The organism is Mangrovibacter phragmitis, from assembly GCF_040429585.1.
GTDB lineage: Bacteria > Pseudomonadota > Gammaproteobacteria > Enterobacterales > Enterobacteriaceae > Mangrovibacter > Mangrovibacter phragmitis.
This window is the reverse complement of the sequence record NZ_CP134782.1, coordinates 4,334,428-4,357,937: the sequence shown is the minus strand read 5'-3', so window position 1 is coordinate 4,357,937 and position 23,510 is coordinate 4,334,428. Positions and strand designations below refer to the sequence as shown.

Sequence of the window (23,510 nt, the reverse complement as noted above, 5' to 3'; positions counted from 1 at the left end):
CAGCATGAAAAACTTAATTGCTGATTTGCTTGTCACGCTGGCTGAGAAAGAAGACGCTACAAGGGAACTTGTAGCTCAGGTTGAAGCACTGGAAGTGGTTGTTACAGCCCTATTGAAAGGGATGGGTGAACAACAGCGCCAGAGCGTTATTGGTAATATTGAAACAGCACTTGATGACCTTCGTCCGGGGGAGAATATACCCGACCAGAATATTGATTTGCTGAGCCAGAATATAAAAAAAATATTGCATTATTAAGTTTTTTTCTGGTTTTTACCTCTACTGAAGCGAATCAAGCCTTGATGGCCTTTGTTATATATTTGTCATGGCGCTGTCATAATGATTAATTATTGTCTCTCTGTATTGCAAAAGGTAAATAATTTTACAAGGAGAGACAAATGCTCAAACCAGCCTGTGGTATGGCGTTATTACCATTGCTCATTTCGGTAGCTGTTTGCGCTGCAGAAAACCCCAATCTTATGGACAGAGCTGCACAAGGTGATTTATCTGCACCTGGTGGAGCAAGGCGCATTACTCAGGATCAAACCCAGGCGTTACGCGACTCCCTCAGTGATAAACCCGCAAAAAATGTAATTTTGCTGATTGGCGATGGCATGGGTGATTCTGAAATTACGGCTGCACGTAATTATGCGATGGGGGCAGGTGGTTATTTCAAGGGCATTGACGCACTGCCGCTTACCGGCCAGTACACCGTAAGCGTAACGCCAACCACACATTCCAATCCTAACTGATCAACTTTACCCTGTCTGCCATTATCAACTGCCAGGGTAATCATCATGCACCGTACCAAAGAACAATGGCTGGCCTTGTTTGCCGAGCAAGCCCAAAGTGGTCTCACCCAAACTGAATTTGCAAAACGTCAGGGCATCATTCCTACATATTTTAGTTATCGCAAGCGTCAGTTGTTGGCGTTTCAGGATGATGACGGTGGCTTTGTTGAGCTGACGCCACAGGGTTTGCAGCTGAATCAATCCATTTTGCTACGCAAGCGCGATATCGAATTGCAGTTTCCAGCCGGCACCGATGCACAGTGGTTAGCAGCCTTGCTAAGAGCGCTCTGACCATGAAAATGTTCTTCGATGTGCCTAAGGTCTATTTGCATAAACAGCCGGTCGACTTTCGTAAATCCATTAATGGCTTATCGTTGCTGGTCGAGCAAGAGATGCAGCTCTCGCCATTTAGCGGCGCACTGTTTGTGTTTTGTAATCAGCAGCGTACCCGGTTAAAAGTACTGTACTGGGATAGCACCGGGTTTTGCCTGTGGTACAAACGGCTTGAAAAAGACAAGTTCCGCTGGCCACGGCAGATGCCTGGCAAAATACTGTCTATTAGCGAGCAGCAATGGCATTGGCTGTTGCAAGGTGTCGATATCCAAAAAATCACCGCCCATCAGCCACTGCATTACCAGAGTGTGGGCTGATATGACGATCGGCTATAAATCCTTATGATCGCATCCAAAACAATCTAAATCTTACCAAGCACTTAGCTAAATTGGCCGTTACAATAGCGGCCATGAAAAAGACACCTCAATCCTTACCTGATGACGTTGCACTGCTCAAGAAAATGCTGCTTGAGCAGACGCAAAAGCTTGAGCGCAAACTGGCGCAAAAAGATAAACGCATCGCCAAATTAGAGCGGGTTAACCAGCAACTGTCGGACAAGTTGCAGCAGTTGCTGGAGCGTTACAACCTGAAGAAGTACCAGAAATTTAGCCCCAGCAGTGAAACCTATGAAGGTGAAGGCGAGGTGTTAAATGAGGCCGAACAGCTTATTGAAGACGAGTCAGTAGCGACAGAGCCAGATACTCAGACGACCGAGAGCGCTAAGAAAGCTGCTAAGCCACGCCGCCCACGGATTGCCCCTGAGCTGCCGCGCGTTGATGTTATCCATGACATTGACGATAAAACCTGTGCTTGCTGTGGCCATGCGCTACATCAAATGGGTGAAGAAGTTAGTGAGCAAATCGAGTTCGTACCGGCACAAATCCGGGTGCTCAGAAACGTGCGGCTGAAATACAGCTGCCGGCAGTGTGAAACCACGGACACCAAGGTCGACATTAAAATTGCCGATGTGCCACCGGCGGTTATCCCTAAGAGCATGACCACACCGAGTCTGCTTGCCCAAATCATCAGCAGCAAAATGCACTATGGCTTACCGTTGTACCGACAAGAGCAGTTGTTTAATCAGGCCGGTATTGAGCTTAGCCGTCAAACGATGAGCCGCTGGCTGATAAGCTGTGCAGAGAAACTGAAACCGTTACTGGCGTTAATGAAAGCTGAGCTTCTGAAACAGCCCGTGCTGTGGGCAGATGAAACCACGGTTAATGTGCTGGATGTTGAGAAAAGCACCTGTTATATGTGGGTATATGGCTGTGGCTTAGAAAAAAGTACCGGCCCCAAGCTCGTGCTGTTTGATTATCAGGATAGTCGCAGCAGTAAACATCCCACCGACTTCCTGGCGGGGTTTAACGGTTATCTGCAGGTCGACGGTTATGCCGGATATGAGAAAACCCACGCAACCTTAGTCGGCTGCTGGGCACATGCCAGACGTAAGTTCGTCGAAGCCCAAAAAGCGCAGGGTAAAGGCAAAACCGGTAAGGCCGATGTGGCTCTTAACCATATCCAGAAACTCTATGCGCTGGAGAGTAAATTAAAAACTGCGCCGCCTGATAAGAAATATGAAGCCAGGCAAACGCTAGCCAGGCCGTTGCTCGCGCAATTCAAAAGCTGGTTGGATAAATCAAGCGAGAGTGTCACGAAAGAAAGTTTACTGGGAGCGGCTATTACTTATAGCCTGAATCAGTGGCCCAAGCTTGTCCGCTATCTGGATGATGGCTGTCTGAATATCGACAACAATCGTGCGGAGCGTGCCATCAAACCGTTCGTGATTGGTCGCAAGGCGTGGTTGTTCGCCAATACCAAGACGGGAGCACAAGCCAGTGCGGCACTGTACAGCCTGGTCGAGACCTCAAAAATCAACGGACTGGAGCCGTATGATTACCTATGCCGCTTATTAACCGAGCTACCCAAAGCCAACACCCAAGAGAAACTACAGCAACTCCTGCCTTACTGATCACCAGCCACACCGCAAGGTGTGGTTGGCGTTACGCTTACAGTACACCCACTACTCACTCGATAAACAAACCCATAAACCTGACTATGTTACAGATTCAGCGGCATCGGCTACTGCGTGGAGTACCGGGGTGAAAACCTACAACGGTGCGCTGGGTGTGGATGTGAATAGCAAGCCTCACCCCACTATTCTGGAGCTGGCAAAAGCCGCCGGGCTGGCCACCGGTAATGTTTCCACAGCCGAAATTCAGGATGCCACACCAGCGGCGCTGGTTGCTCATGTAACATCTCGTAAGTGCTATGGCCCAACAGCAACACTGGAAAAATGCGCGGCGAATGCCCTGCAAAACGGTGGGGCGGGGTCTATCAGTGAACAATTATTGAATGCCCGTGCCGATGTAACTTTAGGCGGTGGTGCCAAAACCTTCGCAGAAAACGCCGTTGCTGGCGACTGGGCCGGGATGTCTTTGCTTGAACAGGCCGAAAAACGAGGCTACCAGGTGGTAACGGATGCTAACGCACTTGAGGCTGTTCAGTCTGCGAATCAGAGTAAGCCGCTGTTGGGGTTATTCTCTGAGGGCAATATGCCTGTACGCTGGAATGGCCCAAAAGCCTCGCACTATGGCAACCTGGAAAAACCACCTGTCACCTGTGAAGTGAACCCGGCGCGCACCGCGTCAGTGCCAACACTTGCCCAAATGACAGAGAAAGCTATTAACCTGCTCAGCCAGAATAAAAAAGGGTTCTTCTTGCAGGTAGAAGGGGCATCGATTGATAAGCAGGATCACGCGGCGAACCCATGTGGGCAAATTGGTGAAACTGTGGACCTGGATGAAGCCGTACAAAAAGCACTGGCGTTTGCGCGTGAGGACGGCAATACCCTGGTGATTGTAACCGCAGACCATGCGCACGCCAGCCAGATTATTCCGCCAAAGACCAGAGCTCCGGGCCTGACTCAGGCACTGAATACCAAAGATGGCGCCATTATGGTGATGAGCTACGGTAATTCGGAAGAGGATTCCCAGGCGCATACGGGTACACAGTTGCGGGTGGCGGCTTACGGCCCTCATGCTGCTAACGTTGTGGGCCTGACAGACCAGACCGATTTATTCTGGACGATGAAAAACGCATTAGGCCTTGAGTAACCACGCCCTGGGCAACAAGCAAATAAATGGCGCGCATTTGTGTTTGCGCGCCAGTATTGAATACCCGGCAATCGCCTCTAAGTTCAGCTTTTACTGAGTGCTTTGGATTTTTCCATACACTGCTGCATAGCTTCAATAACTGCGGAACGGAACCCTTTTTCTTCAAGCACTTTTACCGCTTCAATGGTAGTTCCACCTGGCGAACACACCATATCTTTCAATGCTCCCGGGTGTTGCCCGGTTTCCAGAACCATTTTGGCTGACCCCATTACAGCCTGAGCTGCAAAACGGTATGCCTGGGCGCGCGGCATGCCACCCAGCACGGCGGCATCGGCCATGGCTTCAATAAACATGAACACATAAGCCGGAGATGAGCCACTGACACCCACAACCGGGTGAATCATGGCTTCGCTGACAACTTCTGCTTCGCCAAAACTGCGGAATATCTCCAGAACGTCCTGCAGATCTTCTTCTGTGATAAGTGCGTTAGAAGTTACCGACGTCATGCCCATATTCACCAGCGAGGGAGTGTTCGGCATGGCCCGAATGATTTTGCGGTCATGGCCTACTGCAGTCGCCAGTTGGTCTAAAGTGACACCGGCTGCGACAGAAACCAGCACTGCATCTTTATTCAGGCTGCTGTTTATGTTGCTGAGCACCTGAAGAATGATGTTGGGTTTAACGGCTGCGAAAATTATATCGGCCTGTACAGCAACCTCTTCTGCACTTTCTGCGGCGTTAATTCCCCATTGTTGATGCAGTGCGGTGACTTTATCGGCGGATGGGGTATAGACCCAGATTTGGCTGGCAGCGACTTTGCCGCTGTTAATTAACCCGCCGAGAATCGCTTTCCCCATATTTCCACAACCAATAAAGCCTATTTTTCTGTCCACGCGTCGCTCCCGTAAGTTGATGTTTCTTTGATGTTAACAAGCATAGATTACCCCGGTTTCACTGAGTATGAAACCGCAGCCAGGCACCAGGATGCGGGCAGGGGTTAAATCCAGTTGTCGTCATCGCTGTTAAACCCGTCGCCGAAACCACTGCCAAAATCAGTGTTGTTATCCAGAAAGGAATTATCATTGCCGGTAAATGAATTATCATCTCCCAGCCCCGGGTCGCCATAAAATTGGTCTGCGGTATCGGTAAATTCCTGGTTGCCATCGGGCTGAAATGCCGTGGCGTTACCCTGAATGCCGGGCATAAAGCCATTCAGGCCGGAAGCAGGTTCGTTAATGATATTCACGATTTCCTCCGGGCGAGATGAATGGAACAGGCCAGTAAGCATATTCCCCAGTACCATACCGCCGGCAACACCCGCAGCGGTTTGCAGGGCGCCCGACAAGAAACCACCGCCACTACGCCCATTATATGGCGTATAAGTGCTCTGCTGTGGGGGATATCCAACGGGGGGTTGTGCTGCGGAGTAACCCGCCTGTGGCTGAGGTGTGGCGGTATGCCCACCACCAAACAACCCTGAAAGGAAACCGCCGCTTTTAGGCTGTGAAGCTGCGGTTTGCAACTGGCTGACCTGGTCTTGTAACTGCTGAATTTGGCTGTGCAGTTTGCGAATAGCGGCATCCTGAATTAACAGCGTCTGCGCCATATAATAAGGCGCTTCGGGTTGTTTTGTGAGGTGTTGCTGGATTAATTGCATGGCCTGCTCATCACGAGGTGAGCCGCTGTGTTCAGCTGTTTCAAGGCGCTGAAACAGCCCGTCTATCAGGTTCTTTTCTTCGGGTTGCATAATGTGTATCTCCTGCAGGTGAAGTATTCAGTGTGCATCATTTACGTGCAGTATAAAGGGGCTACAGCGTAAAGCTTTTCATAATATTGTTACCGTTTGCAGGCCATTGCTCTTGTGTTTCACCGGGTATTTCCAGTATGGTTATTGCCCGCTTCTGACATGAATTGTTTACAGTGAATTTTATTAGAGAATCCTTGTGTAATAAGGAGTTTCTTGTTTTAGAAATCTAAATGTAATGAAAGATTTACATGTGTACAGGGCCTGATTAATGGTAAAGTGGCAGGCCACTGATACCTGTTATCGTTCGTTGTGAAAAAAGAGGAATGTAAATCCATGACGCAACCCATTTTTCTTGTTGGCCCCAGGGGAAGCGGAAAAACCACTATTGGTCAGGCGCTGGCCCAGGCGCTGGGGCTGCAGTTTATTGATACCGATCACTGGTTACTCTCAACGAGCGGAATGTCTGTGGCAGAAATCGTGGAGCAGGAAGGCTGGGATGGTTTCCGTCTGCGGGAAAGCCAGGCTCTGAAGTCGGCAACCCAGCCAGGTGCAGTGGTTGCGACAGGGGGAGGGATTGTACTGCGCGACGAAAACCGTGAGTTTATGCGTGAGCAAGGGCTGGTTCTTTATTTGCGCGCCTCTGTGGATACGCTGACTAATCGTCTTGAAGCGTTTCCCGATGAGGGCCAGCGCCCTACTCTGACTGGTAAAACAATTACCGATGAAATTTCTGAAGTACTGGCAGCGCGTGAAGCACTCTACCAGCAATCTGCTCATCACTTTATTGATGCTTCTCAGAGCCCTTCTGAAATCGTTGCCGATATTCTGCAACGTATTCCGGCTTCCGGTGCCAGCAAAGCGGCCAGCTAATTCCTTTAATTCCCCGGCTTACATGGATTACCGCTATACTAACTATGTGTGGTGGAGATGTTAACACAAAGAATACGGTGGATAAGAAACCTGTATTCTTTGCGGTTGGCATTGTGCCTGTATCAGTCAGCATCTCCCTGCGCAACGGTGTGTGACCATGGTTTTTATTTGCTGGTTTATCAGTATCTGTTCATGTTTAGATGCCGTGGTTTACGTTTGGTTACGATTGGTAAATATATCCGCAGGATTTTTTGCCAATTGCTGCCAGAATTAATGATCATTTTATGATCAATTTTTCCAATGCAGTGGTTAAAGACCATGTTAAATCAAGCCGTTATAGATCATGGTAAAAATGTGTTGCAGTCGACGATGGCGATACTGTGTATCGACACCATGCCAGTCGGTGAGATGTTGCCTTTACTGTCTGAGCATATTTCTGAGCAACAAATTACTTACCTTACGCTTTTGGGTAACAAAACATGTGCCGAAGTTTTGGCACAATATGGTGCTGACGAAGACGCCAATGAACCGACTATTTTGGCGTTGCTGGCTGATTTTAAACGTGTTCGTTTATCGCGATACAAAATTGAACAGGCATTACACACTATTCTTAAGATTCTGGATAACCAGGGTTTTGAAGTAATTTTGTTGTTAAGCCATGTGCGTTTTAATGGCCTGCACACCACAAATGCGATGTTGCTCGAGCCTGAACGCCTGATCCCTCCACTGGTTGCCTCCATTGTGGGTGGGCATCAGGTTGGTGTCATCCTGCCTCAACCAGAGTTTCAGGCAGGCCAGGAAGCAAAATGGGGGCGGTTATATATGTCGCCAGTGTATGGTCTGGCAAACCCATTAACCCAGGATGATGACGCTTTAGTGGCTACCGGGCGTAAAATGATGGACCAGGGTGCAGATGTTTTAGTGCTGGATAGTCCTTGCTATCAAATAAAGCACAGAGATTTATTGCAAAAGGCGCTTGATATACCAGTATTATTGTCTAACACACTGGTGGCGAGGCTTGCCAGTGAAATCATGAACTGACTTGTGAATTTGGGTGACGGCCTGCAATTTGCTGTTTATAGTGTTTTTTTCAGTTCATAAGGGTTCAGTAAATGCTTCAGTCGAATGAATATTTTGACGGTAATGTTAAATCCATTGGTTTTGTTAGCCAAAGCGCCGGGCGGGCCAGTGTTGGGGTGATGGAACCCGGAGAATACACTTTTGGTACCGGGCAGGCGGAAGAAATGACCGTTGTTTCCGGGGCGTTAACGGTACAACTGCCAGGTGAAAGTGAATGGAATACTTTTGGACCGGGTGCCCAGTTTAATGTACCTGCTAACAGCGAATTTCACCTGAAAGTGGCTGAAGCAACCGCGTATTTGTGCCGCTACTTATAAGCGGTTAGCAATGAAATGAAAGGTAGGGAAAGCCCATTTTATGGTGCTTTAACTTGGTGCGAACCCCACTAAAAAAGTGGGGTTTTGTTATTGTATGCTAAGGCGAACAGGCAGATTGGCGATTCACCTGAGCCCGCACTCTCACGGGCTTTTCTGTTTGCTTACCGGCACAAGCCTTGCTGGCTTACTGGTTAGTTGCTTCCCCACCGAGCGCTTCAGTCAGTTGAGCAATCAGGGCAGACAGTTCGCCAGTCATCAACGTGAAATCAGCATCAAAGCGTTGCGCGACATCCTCACGGTCGATATCGTCATTCTGCTCACGTAATTCGTCGGCGAATTTTAAGCGTTTCAGCGAGCCGTCGTCCGCAATCACAAATTGCACGCGCTGTTGCCAGTCCAGAGCCAGTTTGGTGACTACTTTACCGGCATCAATATGCACGGTGATTTCGTCAGTCATCAGATCCTGTTTTTTGCAGCGTACCACACCACCACCTTCCAGAATGGCTTTGAGCTCAGCTTCATCCTGTAACTGGAACCCCTGAGGCACATCACCGCTTTTCAACCATTCGGTGAGGCTCAGTTCAATAGGGGTTGCCATGCTGAGCGGCACAACGGGTAATGAACCGAGGCTTTTGCGCAGCAATGCCAGTGTGTCTTCTGCTTTTTTGGCACTGGCGCTGTCTACCATGATCAGGCCATTGACAGTGTCAATCCACATCATGGTCTGGCTGAAACGGCTGAATGCCCTGGGCAGTAAGTCTTGCAGCACTTCATCTTTGAGTGAGTCTTTTTCTGTTTTGCGTAGCTTGCGCCCCTGGTCGGCTTCGAGTTTATTAATTTTTGCTTCCAGTGACTGCCTGATAACTGGTGAAGGGATAATCTTTTCTTCTTTGCGGGCACAAATCATAATTTGCCCTGCCACAGCGTGCGTTAATGCATCGCCACCTTTGGCTCCCATTGGTGCAACCCAGCCTGTTTTTGCCATATCCTGGCTACCGCATGGGCGAAATGCCATATCAGCCAGTTTTTGTTCCATTTCTTCCGCACGCAGTGATACGTCACGGTTTAAGCGGTAGACCATTAAATTTTTGAACCACAGCATGTTTGTTCCCCGGCTGTTAGTAAAAAGGCAGCGGGCATGATACCCAATTGGCGCGAGCCTTTCATTGCCTTTTCCTGATACGCAACATAGGCTCTGTTCACTGGGCCAGAAAATAAGGAGCGACAGGTGAGAATTGGTATTGATCTGGGTGGAACAAAAACGGAAGTAATAGCCTTGAGTGACGCGGGGGAGCAACTGTTTCGCCACCGGGTGGCAACCCCACACGGTGATTACCAGGAAACATTGAATGTCATTGTTGAGTTAGTGAACCAGGCTCAGGCTCATACCGGGCAACAGGGTACTGTCGGCATTGGTATTCCGGGAACCTTGTCACCACAAACGCACCTGGTCAAAAACGCCAATTCTGTTTGGCTGAATGGGCAGCCTCTGGACCAGGATCTCACCGCAAAATTAGGGCAACCGGTTCGCCTGGCAAATGATGCCAACTGCCTTGCGGTTTCTGAAGCTGTTGATGGCGCGGCAGCGGGGGCAGGGGTGGTATTCGCAGTGATTATTGGTACCGGATGTGGTGCCGGAATTGCCATCGCCGGGCGCTGCCATGCGGGAGGTAACGGGACTGCCGGTGAGTGGGGGCACAATCCACTGCCGTGGATGGATGACGATGAGCTACGCTACCGGAATGACGTTGCTTGCTATTGCGGGCAGCGTGGCTGCATTGAGACCTTTATCTCCGGGACAGGCTTCGCGACCGATTACCAGCGGCTGAGTGGCCACTCACTTCGTGGTAGTGATATTGTCGCCAGGGCAGCAGGTGGTGATACTCTGGCAGAGCAGGCCTTATGCCGCTATGAACAGAGGCTGGCTAAATCTCTGGCTCATGTAGTGAACCTGCTTGATCCGGATGTGATTGTGCTCGGTGGTGGGATGAGCAATGTTGACCGCTGGTACCAAACCGTGCCGGGGTTGATGAATAACTGGGTATTTGGGGGCGAATGCACCACTCCGGTTCTCAAGGCAAAACACGGTGATTCCAGTGGTGTCCGTGGCGCTGCCTGGTTATGGCCGCAGGAGAAATAAGCCCAAACCCAGGGTCAGCCAGTGTCAGTGCGAAAGTGAGCCATTACTGACATAACTTTTGGCGTGGCTTTTGATATAGCTTTTAACATAGCTTTTAGCGTCGTTTCTGGCATAACCAGGGGTATTTGCTAAAGGGGCATCTCAGGCGTGAGTATGGCTGCATATTGCCAGTACTCACGCCCCACACAAAAGTGAGCCATCACTTACTTTTGTGCATTAGCTGTCCACTGCGAAATGCTTATCCAGCCGGCTGTACCCCAGCCCGTTCACTTTACGGACTTTGATTTGCACCGGAATACGCTCTTTCATGGCGGCTACATGGCTGATAACACCAATGATTTTTCCGCTGGCATTGAGAGTATCCAGTGCATCAAGGGCGGTATCCAGTGTTTCTGCATCCAGGGTGCCAAAGCCTTCATCAAGGAATAATGAGTCAATACGTGTTTTATGGCTAACCAGGTCAGACAACGCCAGCGCCAGCGCCAGGCTGACCAGGAAGCTTTCCCCACCTGACAATGTTCGGGTATCACGCACTGCATCGGCCTGCCAGGTGTCCACCACTTGCAATTCCAGTGCTTCGTTGTCTTTACGTTGTAACAGATAACGCCCATGTAACCGGTGCAGTTGCTGGTTAGCCAGCCACACAAGGTTATCCAGTGTCAGCCCCTGTGCAAACTTGCGGAACTTATCACCTTCTTTTGAGCCGATCATTTCATTCAACGCGCCCCAGTCGGTGACTAATTGCTGCTGTTGTTCAAGGGAGTGAAGCAGACTTTGTTGTTGTTCTCTTTGGCGGGTATCGTGCACCAGTTGCTGGCGCAATGCCCCCTGGCCGGAGGTATTCTCACGCCACTGAGTGTTAACCAGCGCCAGTTGTGATTCCAGCTCACTCTGGGTGTTCTGCTCGCTAAGGTGCTCTGGCCGTGCCGCAATATGCGTGGCAAGCTGTTGTTTAGCCTGTTCTGCCAGTGCTGTTTGCTGTTGTACCTGTTGAGCCAGGGCGGCCAGACGGTCTGCCAGTTGCTGGCGAGTGGTGTCATCGAGCAATGCCGCCGTCATGGCTTCTGTGGATGCAAACTGGCTGGCCTGCAGGGCGTTATCCAGTGCGAGCTGGTGCTGTGCCAGTTGCTCTTTTTCTTGCTGCAACTGTTGGGTCAGCGCTTCAGACTGGCTGTGTAACGCCACCCATTCGCTGTTATGGCGTGACCAGTCCTGAATCCGCTGTTGCTGAGTCTCTTCGTCGGGTAGCGGTGTATCACTGCCATCGTCTTCCAGTGTCCGGAGGATTAGCCTGATGGCTTCGTCGTCTGTATTCAATTGTGCCAGCAAGGTTTGTTGCCGGAGGAATTGTTCACGGTGTTTTTCACGAGCAGCCAGCCAGGCTTCAACTTCACCGGGTTGCGGCCAGGGCAATTGCCATGTTGCCAGTGTTGTTTGCAGTATGAGGCGTTGTTGTTCGCACGATTGTGATAATTCGGTGACTTGCGCCCGGGTCTGATCTACCAGCGCTTGTTGCCCCAGCCATACCTGGTGTGCCTGGAGTTGAGCCTGGTAAGCGTCATTGTCGCTCAGCCACTGCGTGATATCGTCACCTGGTGCCGCCGACAGGTTCAGCGCATGGCATAATTCGGCCCATTGCTGTTGATGGTGTTCCAGTGCCTGTTCAACGCTGGCCTGCTGGCGGGTTAATTGTTCTGTTTGTGCAGCCAGTGCATCATGCTGGCCTTTTAACGTTGCACCTTCTTCTGCCAGAAGGCGCTTACGCTCTTCCAGTTCAGTTTTGCGCCGCTGGTTTTCGTCTGGTTTCAGTGCCTGGTAATGGGCAACTGCCGGGTGCTCTGTTGCTCCACATAATGGGCAGGGTTGGCCAGCCTGCAGGCGTTCCCGCTCGGCATTCAGGTTAACAATGGCGCTTTCCAGCTCACAGATCCTGGCTACATCCTGGTACTGCTGGTTAACTTCGGCCCAGGTTTTGCGCCGTTCGGCAAGTTGTTCTCCTGCCTGTTGATAACGTTGCTGCTGTTCATTGCGTTGCTGTTGTAACTGTTGGTACTGTTGCTGAAGTGGGGCAAACTCAAACGCCAGGCGCCGGAGTTGTTCGCGTTTTGCCTGGTGTTGCTGGTGTTCTGCCAGGCGCGCAACGGTTTCGTCAGCGGTTAATGAGAGTGCCGGGTGTGCCTGTGTTGCCAGTTTTTCTTGCTGTGCCGTCAGGGTTTGCTGCAAGGCTGTAAGTTGTTTGCTGTCATCCCGATAGCGGGCAAAGCTGCTGCGCCAGCCTGCCAGTTCGTGCTGCCATTCACCCACGGCTTTGTGTTCGCTCAGCCAGTCAGTAATGGCCTGGCGTTGCTTTTGTATATAAGTGGATTTATTACGGGCTGAAAGCCATACCTGCTGGCGCACCAGGCCCGCAGTGCTCAGGCGTTGTGATAACGCAACCAGTTGCTGTTCCAGGTGGTGAACCCGTGCCATCTGGTCTGTACATGTCTGCCAGACAGGGCGTAATTTTTCGGCGGGCAGCGCGAGTGCCAGGCGTGCGCGGTCTGGTTCAGCAGCCTCAAAATCACGCTTCGCCTGGGCCAGTTTTTGCTCAAGCTGGCTGATTTGCTGCTGTTGCTGCGTTAATTGTTGCAACCACTGAACTGCAGACTGCACCTGGCGTTGTTGCGTAAGCAACTGCTGCTCCTGCTGTACCAGAGAGGAAACCTGGTTTTCCAGCTCTGCCCGTTCACCGTCCGTAAGGCATTGCACGCCGCTGGCTTTAGCCTGTAACTGTTCCAGTTGCTGTTTGTGTTGTTTCCATGTGTCGAAAATCAGTGCGGAGATTTGCCCATAAATCTCGGTGCCGGTGAGCTCTTCCAGCAATTCTGCCCGTGCTTTTGCATCGGCATTAAGAAAAGCGGCAAATTGCCCCTGGGAGAGCAACATTGAGCGAGTGAACCGGTCATAGTCCAGCCCGGTCAGGCGGGCAATGGTTTCCAGCTTGTCTTTCACTTTGTCGGCAACAATTTTGCCATCTGCACAACGGGCCAGTTCCACTCTTGGCGCCTGGAGTTTTCCATCGGGCTGGTTGCGTGCCCGGTTCTGGCTCCAGAAGGCTCGCCAGGCAACGCCTTTGACTTCGAACTCCACTTCAGCAAGGCATTCTGCGGTATCCCTGGTCATCAGGTCGTTACTGGACTGGGAAATGGTGCTGAGACGTGGTGTCTGGTGATATAACGCCAGGCAAATGGCATCCAGTAATGTGGTTTTGCCTGCACCGGTTGGCCCGGTAATGGCAAATAAACCATTGCTGTTGAACGGCGACTGAGTAAAGTCGATTTTCCATTCACCTTTGAGTGAATTGAGGTTTTTCAACCGTAGCGTCAGAATTCTCATGAGCCAGGTTCCTCTTCCAGGCGGTGCAGGGTTTCTGCAAACAACCCACGCAGGCGGGAAGCCTGGTTTTCATCCAGGTTTTCTTGTGCCAGACGGCGCTCAAAAACTTCGCTGGTACTGAGTTCGCTCAGGGTTTCTTTTTGTTGGTTAGCGATGATTTTTTCCCGTTGTTCGCGGCTGCGGCGCAATAACACAATTTCTACTGGTAAATCAGCGGTCAGTGCCTGTAGCTGTTTTTGCATGTCGTGGAGATACTGGTCTGTAGTGAGTTCAATATCAAGCCAGGTGACTGGCGTGGAAGGGGCATCCCGCCATGCTTCCAGTTGCTGTTTAATGCTTTCCAGTGAGCCTTTAAGCATTAACAATGGTTGGGTTACCGGCACCGGGAGTGGCGTTACGGTGCTCAGTTTACCTTCAGTGAAATCCACCATCAGAACCATTTTGGTGTTGTTGGTTTCGTCAAAACTGAGTGCAATGGGCGACCCGCAGTAGCGGATATGCTCACTACTGGTGACTTTTTGGGGGCGGTGAATATGCCCCAGCGCAATATAATCAGCTGGCGGAAATGCACTGGCAGGGAAGGCATCAAGAGTACCGATATAGATTTCGCGCACAGCATCACTTTTACTGGCTCCAACGGTTGTCAGGTGGCCGGTGGCAATAATAGGGAGTTTGCGCTCACCGCGTAATTCGCAGGCTGCCTGGTAACCTTGCTGGTAATAGTGGTGAATGGCCCCGACCAGCGCCTGTTGTTTTTGCTGACCACTTTGCCCGGACTGGCTTATCTGGATATCGCGTGGGCGCAAAAAAGGAACCGGGCAGAGTACCGCGCCGGGTTCCCCGTTGCGAAGCGGTAATAAAATGGGGGCTTCGGTATCTGATGTACTGGCAATAACCCAGGTATTGAGGTAGCCCAACAATTCACGCGATTCGTTCAGTGTGGCGACGGAGTCATGGTTGCCGCCCAGCACGACAAGTGTGCAGCCGGTTGCCTGGAGTTGAACAACAAAGCGGTAATACAATTCGCGCGCGTAACTGGGCGGTGAGCCTGTATCGAAAATATCGCCTGCTACAATGACGGCGTCAACCTGGTGCTGTTCAACCATTTCGGTTAGCCAGTTTAGAAAGGCTGCATGTTCCGGAGCACGGCTTTTGGTATAGAAATTTTGTCCCAGATGCCAGTCAGAGGTGTGAAGAATGCGCATAACCTGTCCCGGTCAGAAAGCGAAGTGGTGATTATATACATGTGACGCATTAAGTTGCAGGTGTGTTGTCGTAAGCTGCGTAGCGGATTCCAGTGAGAATATGCGTTGCGACTTGTATTGCAGCAGAAGGAAACGCTTTGTCATAAAATGATATGACAGGTCATGTAATGGTCATTTTTTTCATAAAACTGTCATAAAACTGACGCATAATGACGCCGCGTTAAATTATTGTATATATTTACAGGGCTGATTATGGCGAGACGAATTCTGGTTGTGGAAGATGAAGCACCCATTCGTGAAATGGTGTGTTTTGTGCTCGAACAAAATGGTTTTCAGGCTGTTGAGGCGGAAGATTATGACAGTGCGGTAAACCAGCTCAACGAACCCTGGCCGGATTTAATTTTACTCGACTGGATGTTGCCGGGCGGCTCCGGGATTCAGTTTATCAAGCACCTGAAACGTGAAGCGATGACGCGGGATATACCGGTAGTCATGCTGACGGCCCGCGGTGAAGAAGAGGACCGGGTCAGAGGGTTGGAAATTGGGGCAGATGATTATATTACCAAGCCGTTTTCACCCAAAGAACTGGTCGCGCGTATTAAAGCGGTGATGCGCCGTATCTCTCCTATGGCAGTAGAAGAAGTGATTGAGATTCAGGGGCTCAGCCTGGATCCGTCTTCTCACCGGGTAATGACTGGTGAGAACCCACTGGATATGGGGCCGACAGAATTTAAGTTGCTGCATTTTTTCATGACACACCCGGAACGGGTTTACAGCCGTGAACAACTCCTTAATCATGTATGGGGAACGAATGTTTACGTTGAGGACAGAACGGTAGATGTTCACATTCGCCGTTTACGTAAGGCACTGGAACTCAGTGGGCATGACCGTATGGTTCAAACCGTTCGCGGTACGGGTTATCGCTTTTCAGCCCGTTTTTAATTATCTGGATGGAGTATGACCCGTGCTTGAACGGTTGTCATGGCGAAGGCTGGTACTTGAACTGGCGCTGTGTTGCATACCTGCTTTATTGCTGGGGGCGTTCTTTGGTTATCTCCCCTGGTTTTTACTGGCGAGTGTGACAGGCCTGCTTGTCTGGCATTTTTGGAATCTGTTACGTCTTTCCTGGTGGCTATGGGTTGATCGCAGTATGACGCCACCAACAGGCTCCGGGAGTTGGGAGCCGCTGATGTATGGTATTCACCAGATGCAGATGCGCAATAAAAAGCGGCGCAAAGAGCTGGGTAACCTGATCAAGCGGTTTCGTAGTGGGGCGGAGTCATTACCAGATGCACTGGTAATGATGACAGAAGTAGGTGCCATATTTTGGTGTAATGGCCTAGCTATTCAGTTGCTTAACTTACGCTGGCCGGATGATAACGGGCAAAATATTGTTAATTTGCTGCGCTACCCGGAATTTAACCAGTACATCAAAAAACGCGATTTTGCGCGTCCTTTCAATCAGGTGTTGAACAATGGCCGCCATCTTGAATTTCGTATCATGCCTTATACCGACGGCCAGTGGCTGATGGTGGTGCGTGATGTGACTCAGATGCATCAACTTGAGGGTGCACGGCGTAACTTTTTTGCCAATGTCAGCCACGAATTGCGTACACCACTGACAGTGCTGCAGGGCTATCTCGAGATGATGCAGGACCAGCCACTGGAAGGCGTGGTGCGGGAAAAAGCATTGATTACGATGCGTGAACAAACCTCCCGCATGGAAGGTCTGGTACGCCAGTTGCTGACGTTATCTCGTATTGAAGCGGCGCCAGCGCTGAGTCTTACTGATAAAATTGATGTTCCTCTGATGTTGCGTCTGGTGGAGCGTGAAGCGCAAACCTTGAGCCAGGGGCGTCACCAGATAAGTTTTATGGTTGACCCGGCGTTACAGGTTTATGGCAGTGAAGAGCAGCTTCGTAGCGCTATGTCTAACCTGGTCTATAACGCAGTGAACCATACTCCGGAAGGGACACATATTCAGGTTAAATGGGAAAAAGTGGCTCATGGCGCGCGTTTCTCTGTGCAGGATAATGGGCCGGGGATCTCTCCTGAGCACCTGCCACGCCTGACAGAGCGTTTTTACCGGGTAGATAAAGCACGCTCTCGCCAGACCGGAGGCAGTGGTCTTGGCCTGGCAATAGTCAAACATGCGCTTACCCATCATGATGCCCGTCTGAGCATTGAGAGTGTACCAGGCAAAGGAAGCTGTTTTTCTTTTGAATTACCAGAGCGTTTGCTGGTGAGTGACAAGGTGCTGGCAGCCCAGGCCTGATTTAACTGTAAACATAACTTTCCTGCAGGCCATACTTATGGCCTGTTTTCTTTTGTCTCGCAGAATGAATGAAACAAATGCATCGTGATGGCGACTTTTTGTTCGAACTATAAGCGGTTCTTATGACGATAAAATAGCGATAATGTCTGCTTATTGGTTTGATTGCGGAATAAGCCGCTTGTTTTCGGATCGCTTCTTGCCTTTAAACGCTATAAGCGTTTTAATTGCGCCCCTGTTTGTGCATGAATGCACCAGGATTGCGTTATTAACCGGAAAACTATTCTTAATTATGGTTAATCATGAGCATATCCCGCTGTGCGTGCTGTGTTGTTGGCCATCCACATATTCTGTCTGTGGCCGCTATTCAGCATAGTCATACCCGTTACTGGTTTTCGGGGCATTCAGCGTAGTGTGTTTTCTGTCATTCAGGTTTTTCGTTTCTGCAAACAACATAACCACATCCACAGGCTACAAGTACGATATGACCCGTCAATTAACATCCCGTGACATCATCGCTTTAGGTTTTATGACCTTTGCGTTGTTTGTTGGCGCAGGGAACATTATTTTCCCTCCCATGGTCGGTTTACAGGCAGGCCCACATGTTTGGGTTGCCGCCGCTGGTTTTCTTATTACGGCAGTAGGTTTGCCAGTTCTCACTGTTATCTCGCTGGCAAAAGTCGGTGGCGGTATTGATAACCTCAGCTCCCCCATTGGCCGCCATGCAGGCCTGGTGCTGGCAACCATCTGTTATCTGGCTGTTGGGCCATTTTTTGCCACCCCCCGCACAGCAACCGTGTCATTTGAAGTAGGGATCGCTCCGCTGGCAGGCGATGGTCCCACCCCTTTACTGATTTACAGCCTGATTTATTTTGCGCTGGTGATTGGGATTTCCCTCTACCCAGGGAAGTTGCTTGATACCGTAGGCCATTTTCTGGCTCCCGTAAAAATTGGCGCATTAATTATTTTGGGTGGCGCTGCGATTTTCTGGCCTGCAGGTGGTTTGAGTGACGCAACAGAGGCATATCAGAATGCAGCGTTTTCTAATGGCTTCGTCAATGGCTACCTGACGATGGATACCCTGGGCGCTCTGGTGTTCGGTATTGTCATTGTGAATGCCGCGCGTTCCCGCGGTGTGACTGAATCACGCCTGTTAACCCGTTATACGATTTGGGCTGGTCTGATCGCTGGTGTGGGTTTGACGCTGTTGTACCTGTGCCTGTTCCGCCTGGGCTCTGACAGCAGCTCCCTGGTGCCCCAGTCTGCTAATGGTGCGGCCATTCTCCATGCTTATGTGCAACATACATTTGGTATCTATGGCAGTTTGTTACTGGCAATACTCATTTTTGTTGCCTGCATGGTAACGGCTGTAGGGTTGACCTGTGCCTGTGCTGAATTCTTTGCCCAGTATTTGCCAGTTTCATACCGCACTCTGGTGTTTATCCTTGGTCTGTTCTCCATGGTGGTTTCCAACCTGGGGCTGACTCACCTGATTAAAATTTCAGTACCAGTGCTCACGGCTATCTACCCGCCTTGTATTGTGCTGGTCGTATTGAGTTTCACCCGCCCATGGTGGAGTAACCCGACGCGTATTATTGCGCCAGGCATGTTAATCAGCCTGCTCTTTGGGTTAATTGATGGTGTGAAGGCTTCACCTTTCAGCGCTATTCTGCCTGCATGGTCAACCCATTTGCCACTGGCGGAAGAAGGGCTGGCCTGGTTGATGCCAACGCTTGTGATGCTGCTTATCTCTGTTGTCTGGGATAAAGTCGCTGGTGGTGAAGTGGCATCCACAGCTCACTAAACAGAATTATTTGTTTAACCACGGGGTTCTGCTCCGTGGTTTTTTATTTTGTCAGATGGTAAGAGAAACATGGAAAACGCGAACAAACTCAAACGTGGTCTGAGTACGCGTCACATCCGCTTTATGGCGCTGGGCTCGGCAATTGGTACCGGCCTGTTTTACGGCTCCGCGGATGCGATAAAAATGGCAGGCCCCAGTGTATTGCTGGCATACATTATTGGCGGTGTCGCCGCTTATATCATAATGCGTGCTTTGGGGGAAATGTCGGTACACAACCCTTCTGCAAGTTCGTTTTCGCGTTATGCCCAGGAAAATCTCGGTCCTTTAGCAGGGTATATTACTGGCTGGACCTACTGTTTTGAAATACTGATTGTCGCCATTGCGGATGTAACCGCATTCGGTATTTATATGGGCGTCTGGTTCCCGGCTGTTCCGCACTGGATCTGGGTGTTGAGTGTGGTGCTGATTATTTGCGCCATCAACCTGATGAGTGTCAAAGTGTTTGGGGAACTGGAGTTCTGGTTCTCATTCTTTAAAGTTGCCACGATTATCATCATGATTGTTGCCGGAGTCGGGATTATCCTGTGGGGCATCGGCAATGGCGGAGAACCAACCGGAGTACACAACCTGTGGAGTCATGGCGGGTTCTTCAGTAATGGCTGGCTGGGGATGATTATGTCGTTGCAAATGGTGATGTTTGCTTATGGCGGGATTGAAATCATCGGTATTACAGCAGGTGAAGCCAAAGACCCTGAGAAATCTATTCCGCGTGCTATTAACTCAGTCCCGCTGCGTATTCTGGTGTTCTATGTGGGGACGCTGTTTGTCATTATGTCCATCTACCCGTGGAATTTAGTGGGTACAGATGGCAGCCCGTTTGTTCTGACATTCCAGCATATGGGGATTACCTTTGCGGCCAGCATCCTGAACTTTGTGGTGCTGACTGCGTCACTGTCTGCCATCAATAGCGATGTTTTTGGCGTGGGGCGCATGCTGCACGGGATGGCGGAGCAGGGCAGTGCGCCTAAAATCTTCGCGAAAACATCGCGTAAAGGCATTCCCTGGGTAACGGTTATTGTGATGACCGGGGCATTGCTGGTTGCGGTGTACCTCAACTACATCATGCCGGAAAATGTGTTTCTGGTGATTGCTTCCCTTGCCACGTTCGCCACTGTGTGGGTGTGGATTATGATTTTGCTGTCTCAAATAGCTTTCCGCCGCCGTTTACCCGCCAGTGAAGTTGCCGCGCTGAAGTTTAAAGTACCGGGTGGTGTAATCACTACAGTGGTTGGGCTGGTGTTCCTGGTCTTTATTATTGGTTTGATTGGTTACCATCCTGAAACCCGCATTTCGCTTTATGTCGGTATCGTCTGGATTGTTTTGCTGCTGGCTGGCTGGGTGCTTAAATGCCGTGCGGATAACCGCAAAGCTGTGCTTGTATCAGATAACGACTAGCTTTTTTGCTCTGGGGAGGCGTCTGGTTTCTCCCCGGGGTGAGTCTGTTTCTCTTTCCGTTTTCTCCTCCCCCGTTATCCTCCCCGAATAAAGTCGCTAATGGTGAGTTTCCTGTGTAACGATTATGGCAAGGTGGCGCAATTCCAGAGAGGGGAGAGCGATTATGTTAACAGCCTGGCACCTGCCAGTTACGCCGTTTGTCACGATTCATGATAACCATTTGGTCGTGACTTTGTGGCTCGCTGGTAATGATTTACCGCAGCGTGTTGTTATCCGTTATGAAGAAGATAACGAAGAGCTGATGATGCCGATGAAGCGGCAGAGTACGGCTCCTGCCTGGGGCGTGGTAGCCTGGCGCGGGCGAATCAGCCTTGCTCAGGGGCAACCACGCCGCCGCTACAGCTTTAAACTGTTATGGGCCGACCGCCAGCAATGGTTTTCGCCACGGGGAATGGGTGCATTCCCGCCGCCGCGGCTGGAAACTTTCGCGGTTGATTACCCTGATACAGGGCCCGGCTGGGTCGCAGACCAGGTGTTTTACCAAATATTCCCCGACCGTTTTGCCCGTAGTCACCAGCGTAAGCCCGAGGCAGACCACTCTTACTGGCACCATTCAGCCGGGACTGAAACCCGGCATAAGGCCTGGCATGAACCTCTGACACACGAAGCGGGAGGCTCGACATTTTATGGCGGAGATTTGGATGGCATCACTGAAAAACTGCCTTACTTGCAGAAGCTTGGAGTAACAGCCCTGTATCTTAACCCGGTGTTCACGGCCCCCAGCGTGCATAAATACGATACCCAGAATTACCGCGAGGTGGATATGGCGTTCGGTGGCAATGATGCCTTATTGCGTTTACGGCAACAAACCAGGAACAAGGGAATGCGCCTGATTCTGGATGGTGTCTTTAACCACACCGGAGATACTCACCCCTGGTTTGACCGTTACCAGCAACATTCGCAGGGGGCCTGCCACCATGCGGATTCCCCCTGGCGTGAGTGGTATCATTTTGATGAATCAGGTCAGGCGCTGAACTGGCTGGGTTACAGCAGCCTGCCCAAGCTTGATTATGGGTGTGCTGGTGTAGTGGATGAAATCTACCGGGGTGAGAACAGCGTGGTGCGCCACTGGCTACAGCCACCCTGGAATATGGATGGCTGGCGGCTGGATGTCGTACAAATGTTGGGTGATGCGGGAGGAGCTAAAAATAACCAGCAACATATTGCTGGTATCACTCAGGCTTCCTGCGAGGTAAACCCTGAGGCATTTGTGTTTGGTGAGCACTTTGGCGATGCCCGTCAGTGGTTGCATAACGATGCTGAACACAGCGCGATGAATTACCGTGGGTTCAGCTTCCCGGTTTGGGGGTTTCTGGCTAACACGGATATTTCGTACGACCCTAATCATATTGACGCTGAAACCTGTGCAGCCTGGCTGGAGGATTACCGGGCCGGGTTATCTCACCAACAGCAGTTACGCATGTTTAACCAACTCGACAGCCACGACACAGCGCGGTTTAAAACACTGCTGGGGAAAGATGTTGCCCACCTGCCACTGGCCGTTATCTGGTTGTTTTGCTGGCCTGGCGTTCCCTGTATTTATTATGGCGATGAAGTGGGGCTCGATGGCGGCAACGACCCTATGTGCCGTAAACCCTTCCCGTGGGATAAAGCACAGCAGGACCTGGCGCTGTTAAGTCTGTACCGGCGTATTGCAACGATACGCCGAAAAAGTAAGGCTCTGCGCCATGGTGGCTGCCAGGTGGTTTTTGCGGCCGGTGACGTGCTGGTGTTTGTCCGTGTGTGGCAAAAGGAGCGAGTGCTGGTTGCCCTGAATCGTGGGGAGAAAACCACTTGTACGCTGCCTTTCTCTGCCTTGCTGGCAGAGAAAAGCTGGCATTGCCTTGAAGGAAGTGGCGTTATTGATGGCATGGCACTGGCTTTACCGGGAGTATCAGCCACTGTCTGGCAGGGTAAATAAATCAGTCAGGCCGGCTTGTTGCTTCAGGTGTGCGGAACCCAAACAGCGTGGCGTTTTATGCAGGCGTTGCCCGTGGTGTTTCACAACTGGTACGTAATACGCTCAAGGCTCGCTGTGCCCGGCGCGAGAGTGGCCATTCGGCCCGGTAGATTAACCACAGTGGGTTAACCACTTCCGGGCCCAGTTCCAACGCCTGAATTGCCTCCTGGCGCGCAAATGCCATACGGGCAAAACGTGGTAATACAGTAAAGCCCATGCCCCGGGCGACAGGTTCAAGTATCAGGCCTATTTGGTTAATAAACCCGTTTTCTGGCAGGCTGGACACACCCGGGTTAGCCGGAAACCAGCGGCTGAGTAAACGGGTTGCCATTACATTCCCATCCGGGTGGTTAATAAAACCGAGGTTTTCAAGGTCAGGCCAGGTGTGCACACTGGCTCCTGCCGGGGCAATCAACTCCAGATATTCGTTAGCGAAGAACTCGGCATTCAGGCTGGGATGGTCGGGTTTTAACGGCACAATACCCAGTTCGAAATGGTTATTCAGTACCGCATCCAGCACTTCTTTATCCGGTGCAAAACGGTAACGAACTGTCAGAGCCGGGCATTGCTGTTGTAAGTCAAGTAACAACGGATACAGCGATAATCCAATACTGCCAGGGCTTATCACACTGATTTCCCCCTGGTCATCATCCCGGGCGGCAAGGCTCGCGTTCAGGCGTTTTTCAGCACCACATATTTCGTCGTAAAAGCGCAACAGTACATGGCCTGCTGGCGTTAATTCAACATGCCGGGAGTGACGAATGATCAGTTGGCCATACTCGGCCTCCAGTTGTTTAACGTGTTGGCTGACAGCCGACTGTGTCAGTAACAGGCTGTCAGCCGCCCGGGTGAAGTTTCCCCGTTTTGCCAGTGCAGCAAATGAACGTAACCATTGTGGATTAACCATTACGAACTCTTATAGAAACCATTAGTTGTTGGTGGTTCTTATTATAGTTTTGAGAGCGTAGGCTTGTGGAATACAAATTGAGG

At 50.8% G+C, this 23,510-nt stretch carries 19 protein-coding genes and 2 pseudogenes; 15 read left to right on the top strand and 6 right to left on the bottom strand.

Annotation, left to right across the window (positions count from 1 at the left end):
- The first annotated feature begins 4 nt into the window (after positions 1–4).
- The 6 genes and pseudogenes from iraP to phoA form a co-directional block, all read left to right on the top strand.
- Positions 5–256: an anti-adapter protein IraP gene (gene iraP, locus MPHASIOC01_RS21125; RefSeq protein ID WP_064599194.1), complete on the top strand. Its 252-nt coding sequence runs from the start codon at positions 5–7 to the stop codon at positions 254–256.
- Between the two features lie 140 nt (positions 257–396).
- Positions 397–711, top strand: a pseudogene (locus MPHASIOC01_RS21120) (alkaline phosphatase); the annotation flags it as partial.
- An 84-nt stretch (positions 712–795) separates the two neighbouring features.
- Complete coding sequence (tnpA, locus tag MPHASIOC01_RS21115; RefSeq protein ID WP_088585668.1) at positions 796–1,080, top strand: IS66 family insertion sequence element accessory protein TnpA; 285 nt, start codon at positions 796–798, stop codon at positions 1,078–1,080.
- A gap of 2 nt (positions 1,081–1,082) precedes the next feature.
- Entirely contained in the window at positions 1,083–1,439 is a 357-nt protein-coding gene (gene tnpB, locus MPHASIOC01_RS21110) for an IS66 family insertion sequence element accessory protein TnpB (RefSeq protein WP_353613225.1), read from the top strand.
- Positions 1,440–1,531: 92 nt separating this feature from the next.
- On the top strand, positions 1,532–3,091 hold the full coding sequence (tnpC, locus tag MPHASIOC01_RS21105; protein ID WP_165564680.1) for an IS66 family transposase: 1,560 nt from the start codon (positions 1,532–1,534) through the stop codon (positions 3,089–3,091).
- A 25-nt stretch (positions 3,092–3,116) separates the two neighbouring features.
- Positions 3,117–4,235: pseudogene (gene phoA / locus MPHASIOC01_RS21100) on the top strand (alkaline phosphatase); the annotation flags it as partial.
- Positions 4,236–4,318: 83 nt separating this feature from the next.
- Here phoA and proC read toward each other — a convergent pair.
- Positions 4,319–5,128, bottom strand: coding sequence for a pyrroline-5-carboxylate reductase (proC, locus tag MPHASIOC01_RS21095; protein WP_353613224.1), 810 nt, complete (start codon positions 5,126–5,128; stop codon positions 4,319–4,321).
- 104 nt (positions 5,129–5,232) lie between these two features.
- A complete protein-coding gene (locus MPHASIOC01_RS21090) occupies positions 5,233–5,982 on the bottom strand; it encodes a DUF2076 domain-containing protein (protein WP_353613223.1) in 750 nt (249 codons plus the stop codon).
- Between the two features lie 333 nt (positions 5,983–6,315).
- Here MPHASIOC01_RS21090 and aroL point away from each other — a divergent pair, with 333 nt between their 5' ends.
- The 3 genes from aroL (at position 6,316) to ppnP (ending at position 8,249) form a co-directional block, all read left to right on the top strand.
- Entirely contained in the window at positions 6,316–6,852 is a 537-nt protein-coding gene (gene aroL / locus MPHASIOC01_RS21085; RefSeq protein ID WP_064599202.1) for a shikimate kinase AroL, read from the top strand.
- A 357-nt stretch (positions 6,853–7,209) separates the two neighbouring features.
- Positions 7,210–7,893 (top strand): AroM family protein, encoded by a 684-nt coding sequence (locus MPHASIOC01_RS21080; RefSeq protein ID WP_353614962.1) that lies wholly within the window; start codon positions 7,210–7,212, stop codon positions 7,891–7,893.
- A 71-nt stretch (positions 7,894–7,964) separates the two neighbouring features.
- A complete protein-coding gene (gene ppnP / locus MPHASIOC01_RS21075) occupies positions 7,965–8,249 on the top strand; it encodes a pyrimidine/purine nucleoside phosphorylase (protein WP_353613222.1) in 285 nt (94 codons plus the stop codon).
- 184 nt (positions 8,250–8,433) lie between these two features.
- Here ppnP and rdgC read toward each other — a convergent pair whose 3' ends face one another.
- Complete coding sequence (gene rdgC / locus MPHASIOC01_RS21070) at positions 8,434–9,351, bottom strand: recombination-associated protein RdgC (protein WP_353613221.1); 918 nt, start codon at positions 9,349–9,351, stop codon at positions 8,434–8,436.
- A 126-nt stretch (positions 9,352–9,477) separates the two neighbouring features.
- Between rdgC and mak the strand changes: the two genes are divergently transcribed.
- Positions 9,478–10,389 carry a fructokinase gene (gene mak / locus MPHASIOC01_RS21065; RefSeq protein ID WP_353613220.1) on the top strand — a complete coding sequence of 304 codons (912 nt, stop codon included), beginning with the start codon at positions 9,478–9,480 and terminating at the stop codon, positions 10,387–10,389.
- A gap of 216 nt (positions 10,390–10,605) precedes the next feature.
- On the opposite strand, the gene sbcC is transcribed toward mak, so the two are convergent.
- Together sbcC and sbcD are read right to left on the bottom strand one after the other, a co-directional pair.
- Complete coding sequence (sbcC, locus tag MPHASIOC01_RS21060; RefSeq protein WP_353613219.1) at positions 10,606–13,764, bottom strand: exonuclease subunit SbcC; 3,159 nt, start codon at positions 13,762–13,764, stop codon at positions 10,606–10,608.
- Positions 13,761–14,969 carry an exonuclease subunit SbcD gene (gene sbcD / locus MPHASIOC01_RS21055; protein WP_064599212.1) on the bottom strand — a complete coding sequence of 403 codons (1,209 nt, stop codon included), beginning with the start codon at positions 14,967–14,969 and terminating at the stop codon, positions 13,761–13,763. Before sbcD ends, sbcC begins: the two co-directional genes overlap by 4 nt.
- Before the next feature lie 252 nt (positions 14,970–15,221).
- Between sbcD and phoB the strand changes: the two genes are divergently transcribed.
- From phoB to malZ, 5 genes are all read left to right on the top strand, one after another.
- Positions 15,222–15,911 carry a phosphate response regulator transcription factor PhoB gene (phoB, locus tag MPHASIOC01_RS21050; protein ID WP_036110201.1) on the top strand — a complete coding sequence of 230 codons (690 nt, stop codon included), beginning with the start codon at positions 15,222–15,224 and terminating at the stop codon, positions 15,909–15,911.
- Positions 15,912–15,933: 22 nt separating this feature from the next.
- Complete coding sequence (phoR, locus tag MPHASIOC01_RS21045; protein ID WP_064599214.1) at positions 15,934–17,244, top strand: phosphate regulon sensor histidine kinase PhoR; 1,311 nt, start codon at positions 15,934–15,936, stop codon at positions 17,242–17,244.
- A 481-nt stretch (positions 17,245–17,725) separates the two neighbouring features.
- Entirely contained in the window at positions 17,726–19,045 is a 1,320-nt protein-coding gene (brnQ, locus tag MPHASIOC01_RS21040) for a branched-chain amino acid transporter carrier protein BrnQ (protein ID WP_064599215.1), read from the top strand.
- A gap of 69 nt (positions 19,046–19,114) precedes the next feature.
- Positions 19,115–20,500: a proline-specific permease ProY gene (proY, locus tag MPHASIOC01_RS21035; RefSeq protein WP_353613218.1), complete on the top strand. Its 1,386-nt coding sequence runs from the start codon at positions 19,115–19,117 to the stop codon at positions 20,498–20,500.
- Between the two features lie 163 nt (positions 20,501–20,663).
- Positions 20,664–22,481: a maltodextrin glucosidase gene (gene malZ, locus MPHASIOC01_RS21030; protein ID WP_353613217.1), complete on the top strand. Its 1,818-nt coding sequence runs from the start codon at positions 20,664–20,666 to the stop codon at positions 22,479–22,481.
- Between the two features lie 55 nt (positions 22,482–22,536).
- Here the strand turns inward: malZ and MPHASIOC01_RS21025 are convergent, their stop codons facing one another.
- Positions 22,537–23,427: a LysR family transcriptional regulator gene (locus MPHASIOC01_RS21025; protein WP_353613216.1), complete on the bottom strand. Its 891-nt coding sequence runs from the start codon at positions 23,425–23,427 to the stop codon at positions 22,537–22,539.
- Between the last annotated feature and the right edge of the window lie 83 nt (positions 23,428–23,510).

Coding starts and splice junctions, on each gene's coding strand:
- iraP (WP_064599194.1), top strand. CDS start 5: ATGAAAAACTTAATTGCTGATTTGCTTGTCACGCTGGCTGAGAAAGAA.
- tnpA (WP_088585668.1), top strand. CDS start 796: ATGCACCGTACCAAAGAACAATGGCTGGCCTTGTTTGCCGAGCAAGCC.
- tnpB (WP_353613225.1), top strand. CDS start 1,083: ATGAAAATGTTCTTCGATGTGCCTAAGGTCTATTTGCATAAACAGCCG.
- tnpC (WP_165564680.1), top strand. CDS start 1,532: ATGAAAAAGACACCTCAATCCTTACCTGATGACGTTGCACTGCTCAAG.
- MPHASIOC01_RS21090 (WP_353613223.1), bottom strand. CDS start 5,982: ATGCAACCCGAAGAAAAGAACCTGATAGACGGGCTGTTTCAGCGCCTT.
- aroL (WP_064599202.1), top strand. CDS start 6,316: ATGACGCAACCCATTTTTCTTGTTGGCCCCAGGGGAAGCGGAAAAACC.
- ppnP (WP_353613222.1), top strand. CDS start 7,965: ATGCTTCAGTCGAATGAATATTTTGACGGTAATGTTAAATCCATTGGT.
- rdgC (WP_353613221.1), bottom strand. CDS start 9,351: ATGCTGTGGTTCAAAAATTTAATGGTCTACCGCTTAAACCGTGACGTA.
- sbcC (WP_353613219.1), bottom strand. CDS start 13,764: ATGAGAATTCTGACGCTACGGTTGAAAAACCTCAATTCACTCAAAGGT.
- sbcD (WP_064599212.1), bottom strand. CDS start 14,969: ATGCGCATTCTTCACACCTCTGACTGGCATCTGGGACAAAATTTCTAT.
- phoB (WP_036110201.1), top strand. CDS start 15,222: ATGGCGAGACGAATTCTGGTTGTGGAAGATGAAGCACCCATTCGTGAA.
- brnQ (WP_064599215.1), top strand. CDS start 17,726: ATGACCCGTCAATTAACATCCCGTGACATCATCGCTTTAGGTTTTATG.
- proY (WP_353613218.1), top strand. CDS start 19,115: ATGGAAAACGCGAACAAACTCAAACGTGGTCTGAGTACGCGTCACATC.
- malZ (WP_353613217.1), top strand. CDS start 20,664: ATGTTAACAGCCTGGCACCTGCCAGTTACGCCGTTTGTCACGATTCAT.
- MPHASIOC01_RS21025 (WP_353613216.1), bottom strand. CDS start 23,427: ATGGTTAATCCACAATGGTTACGTTCATTTGCTGCACTGGCAAAACGG.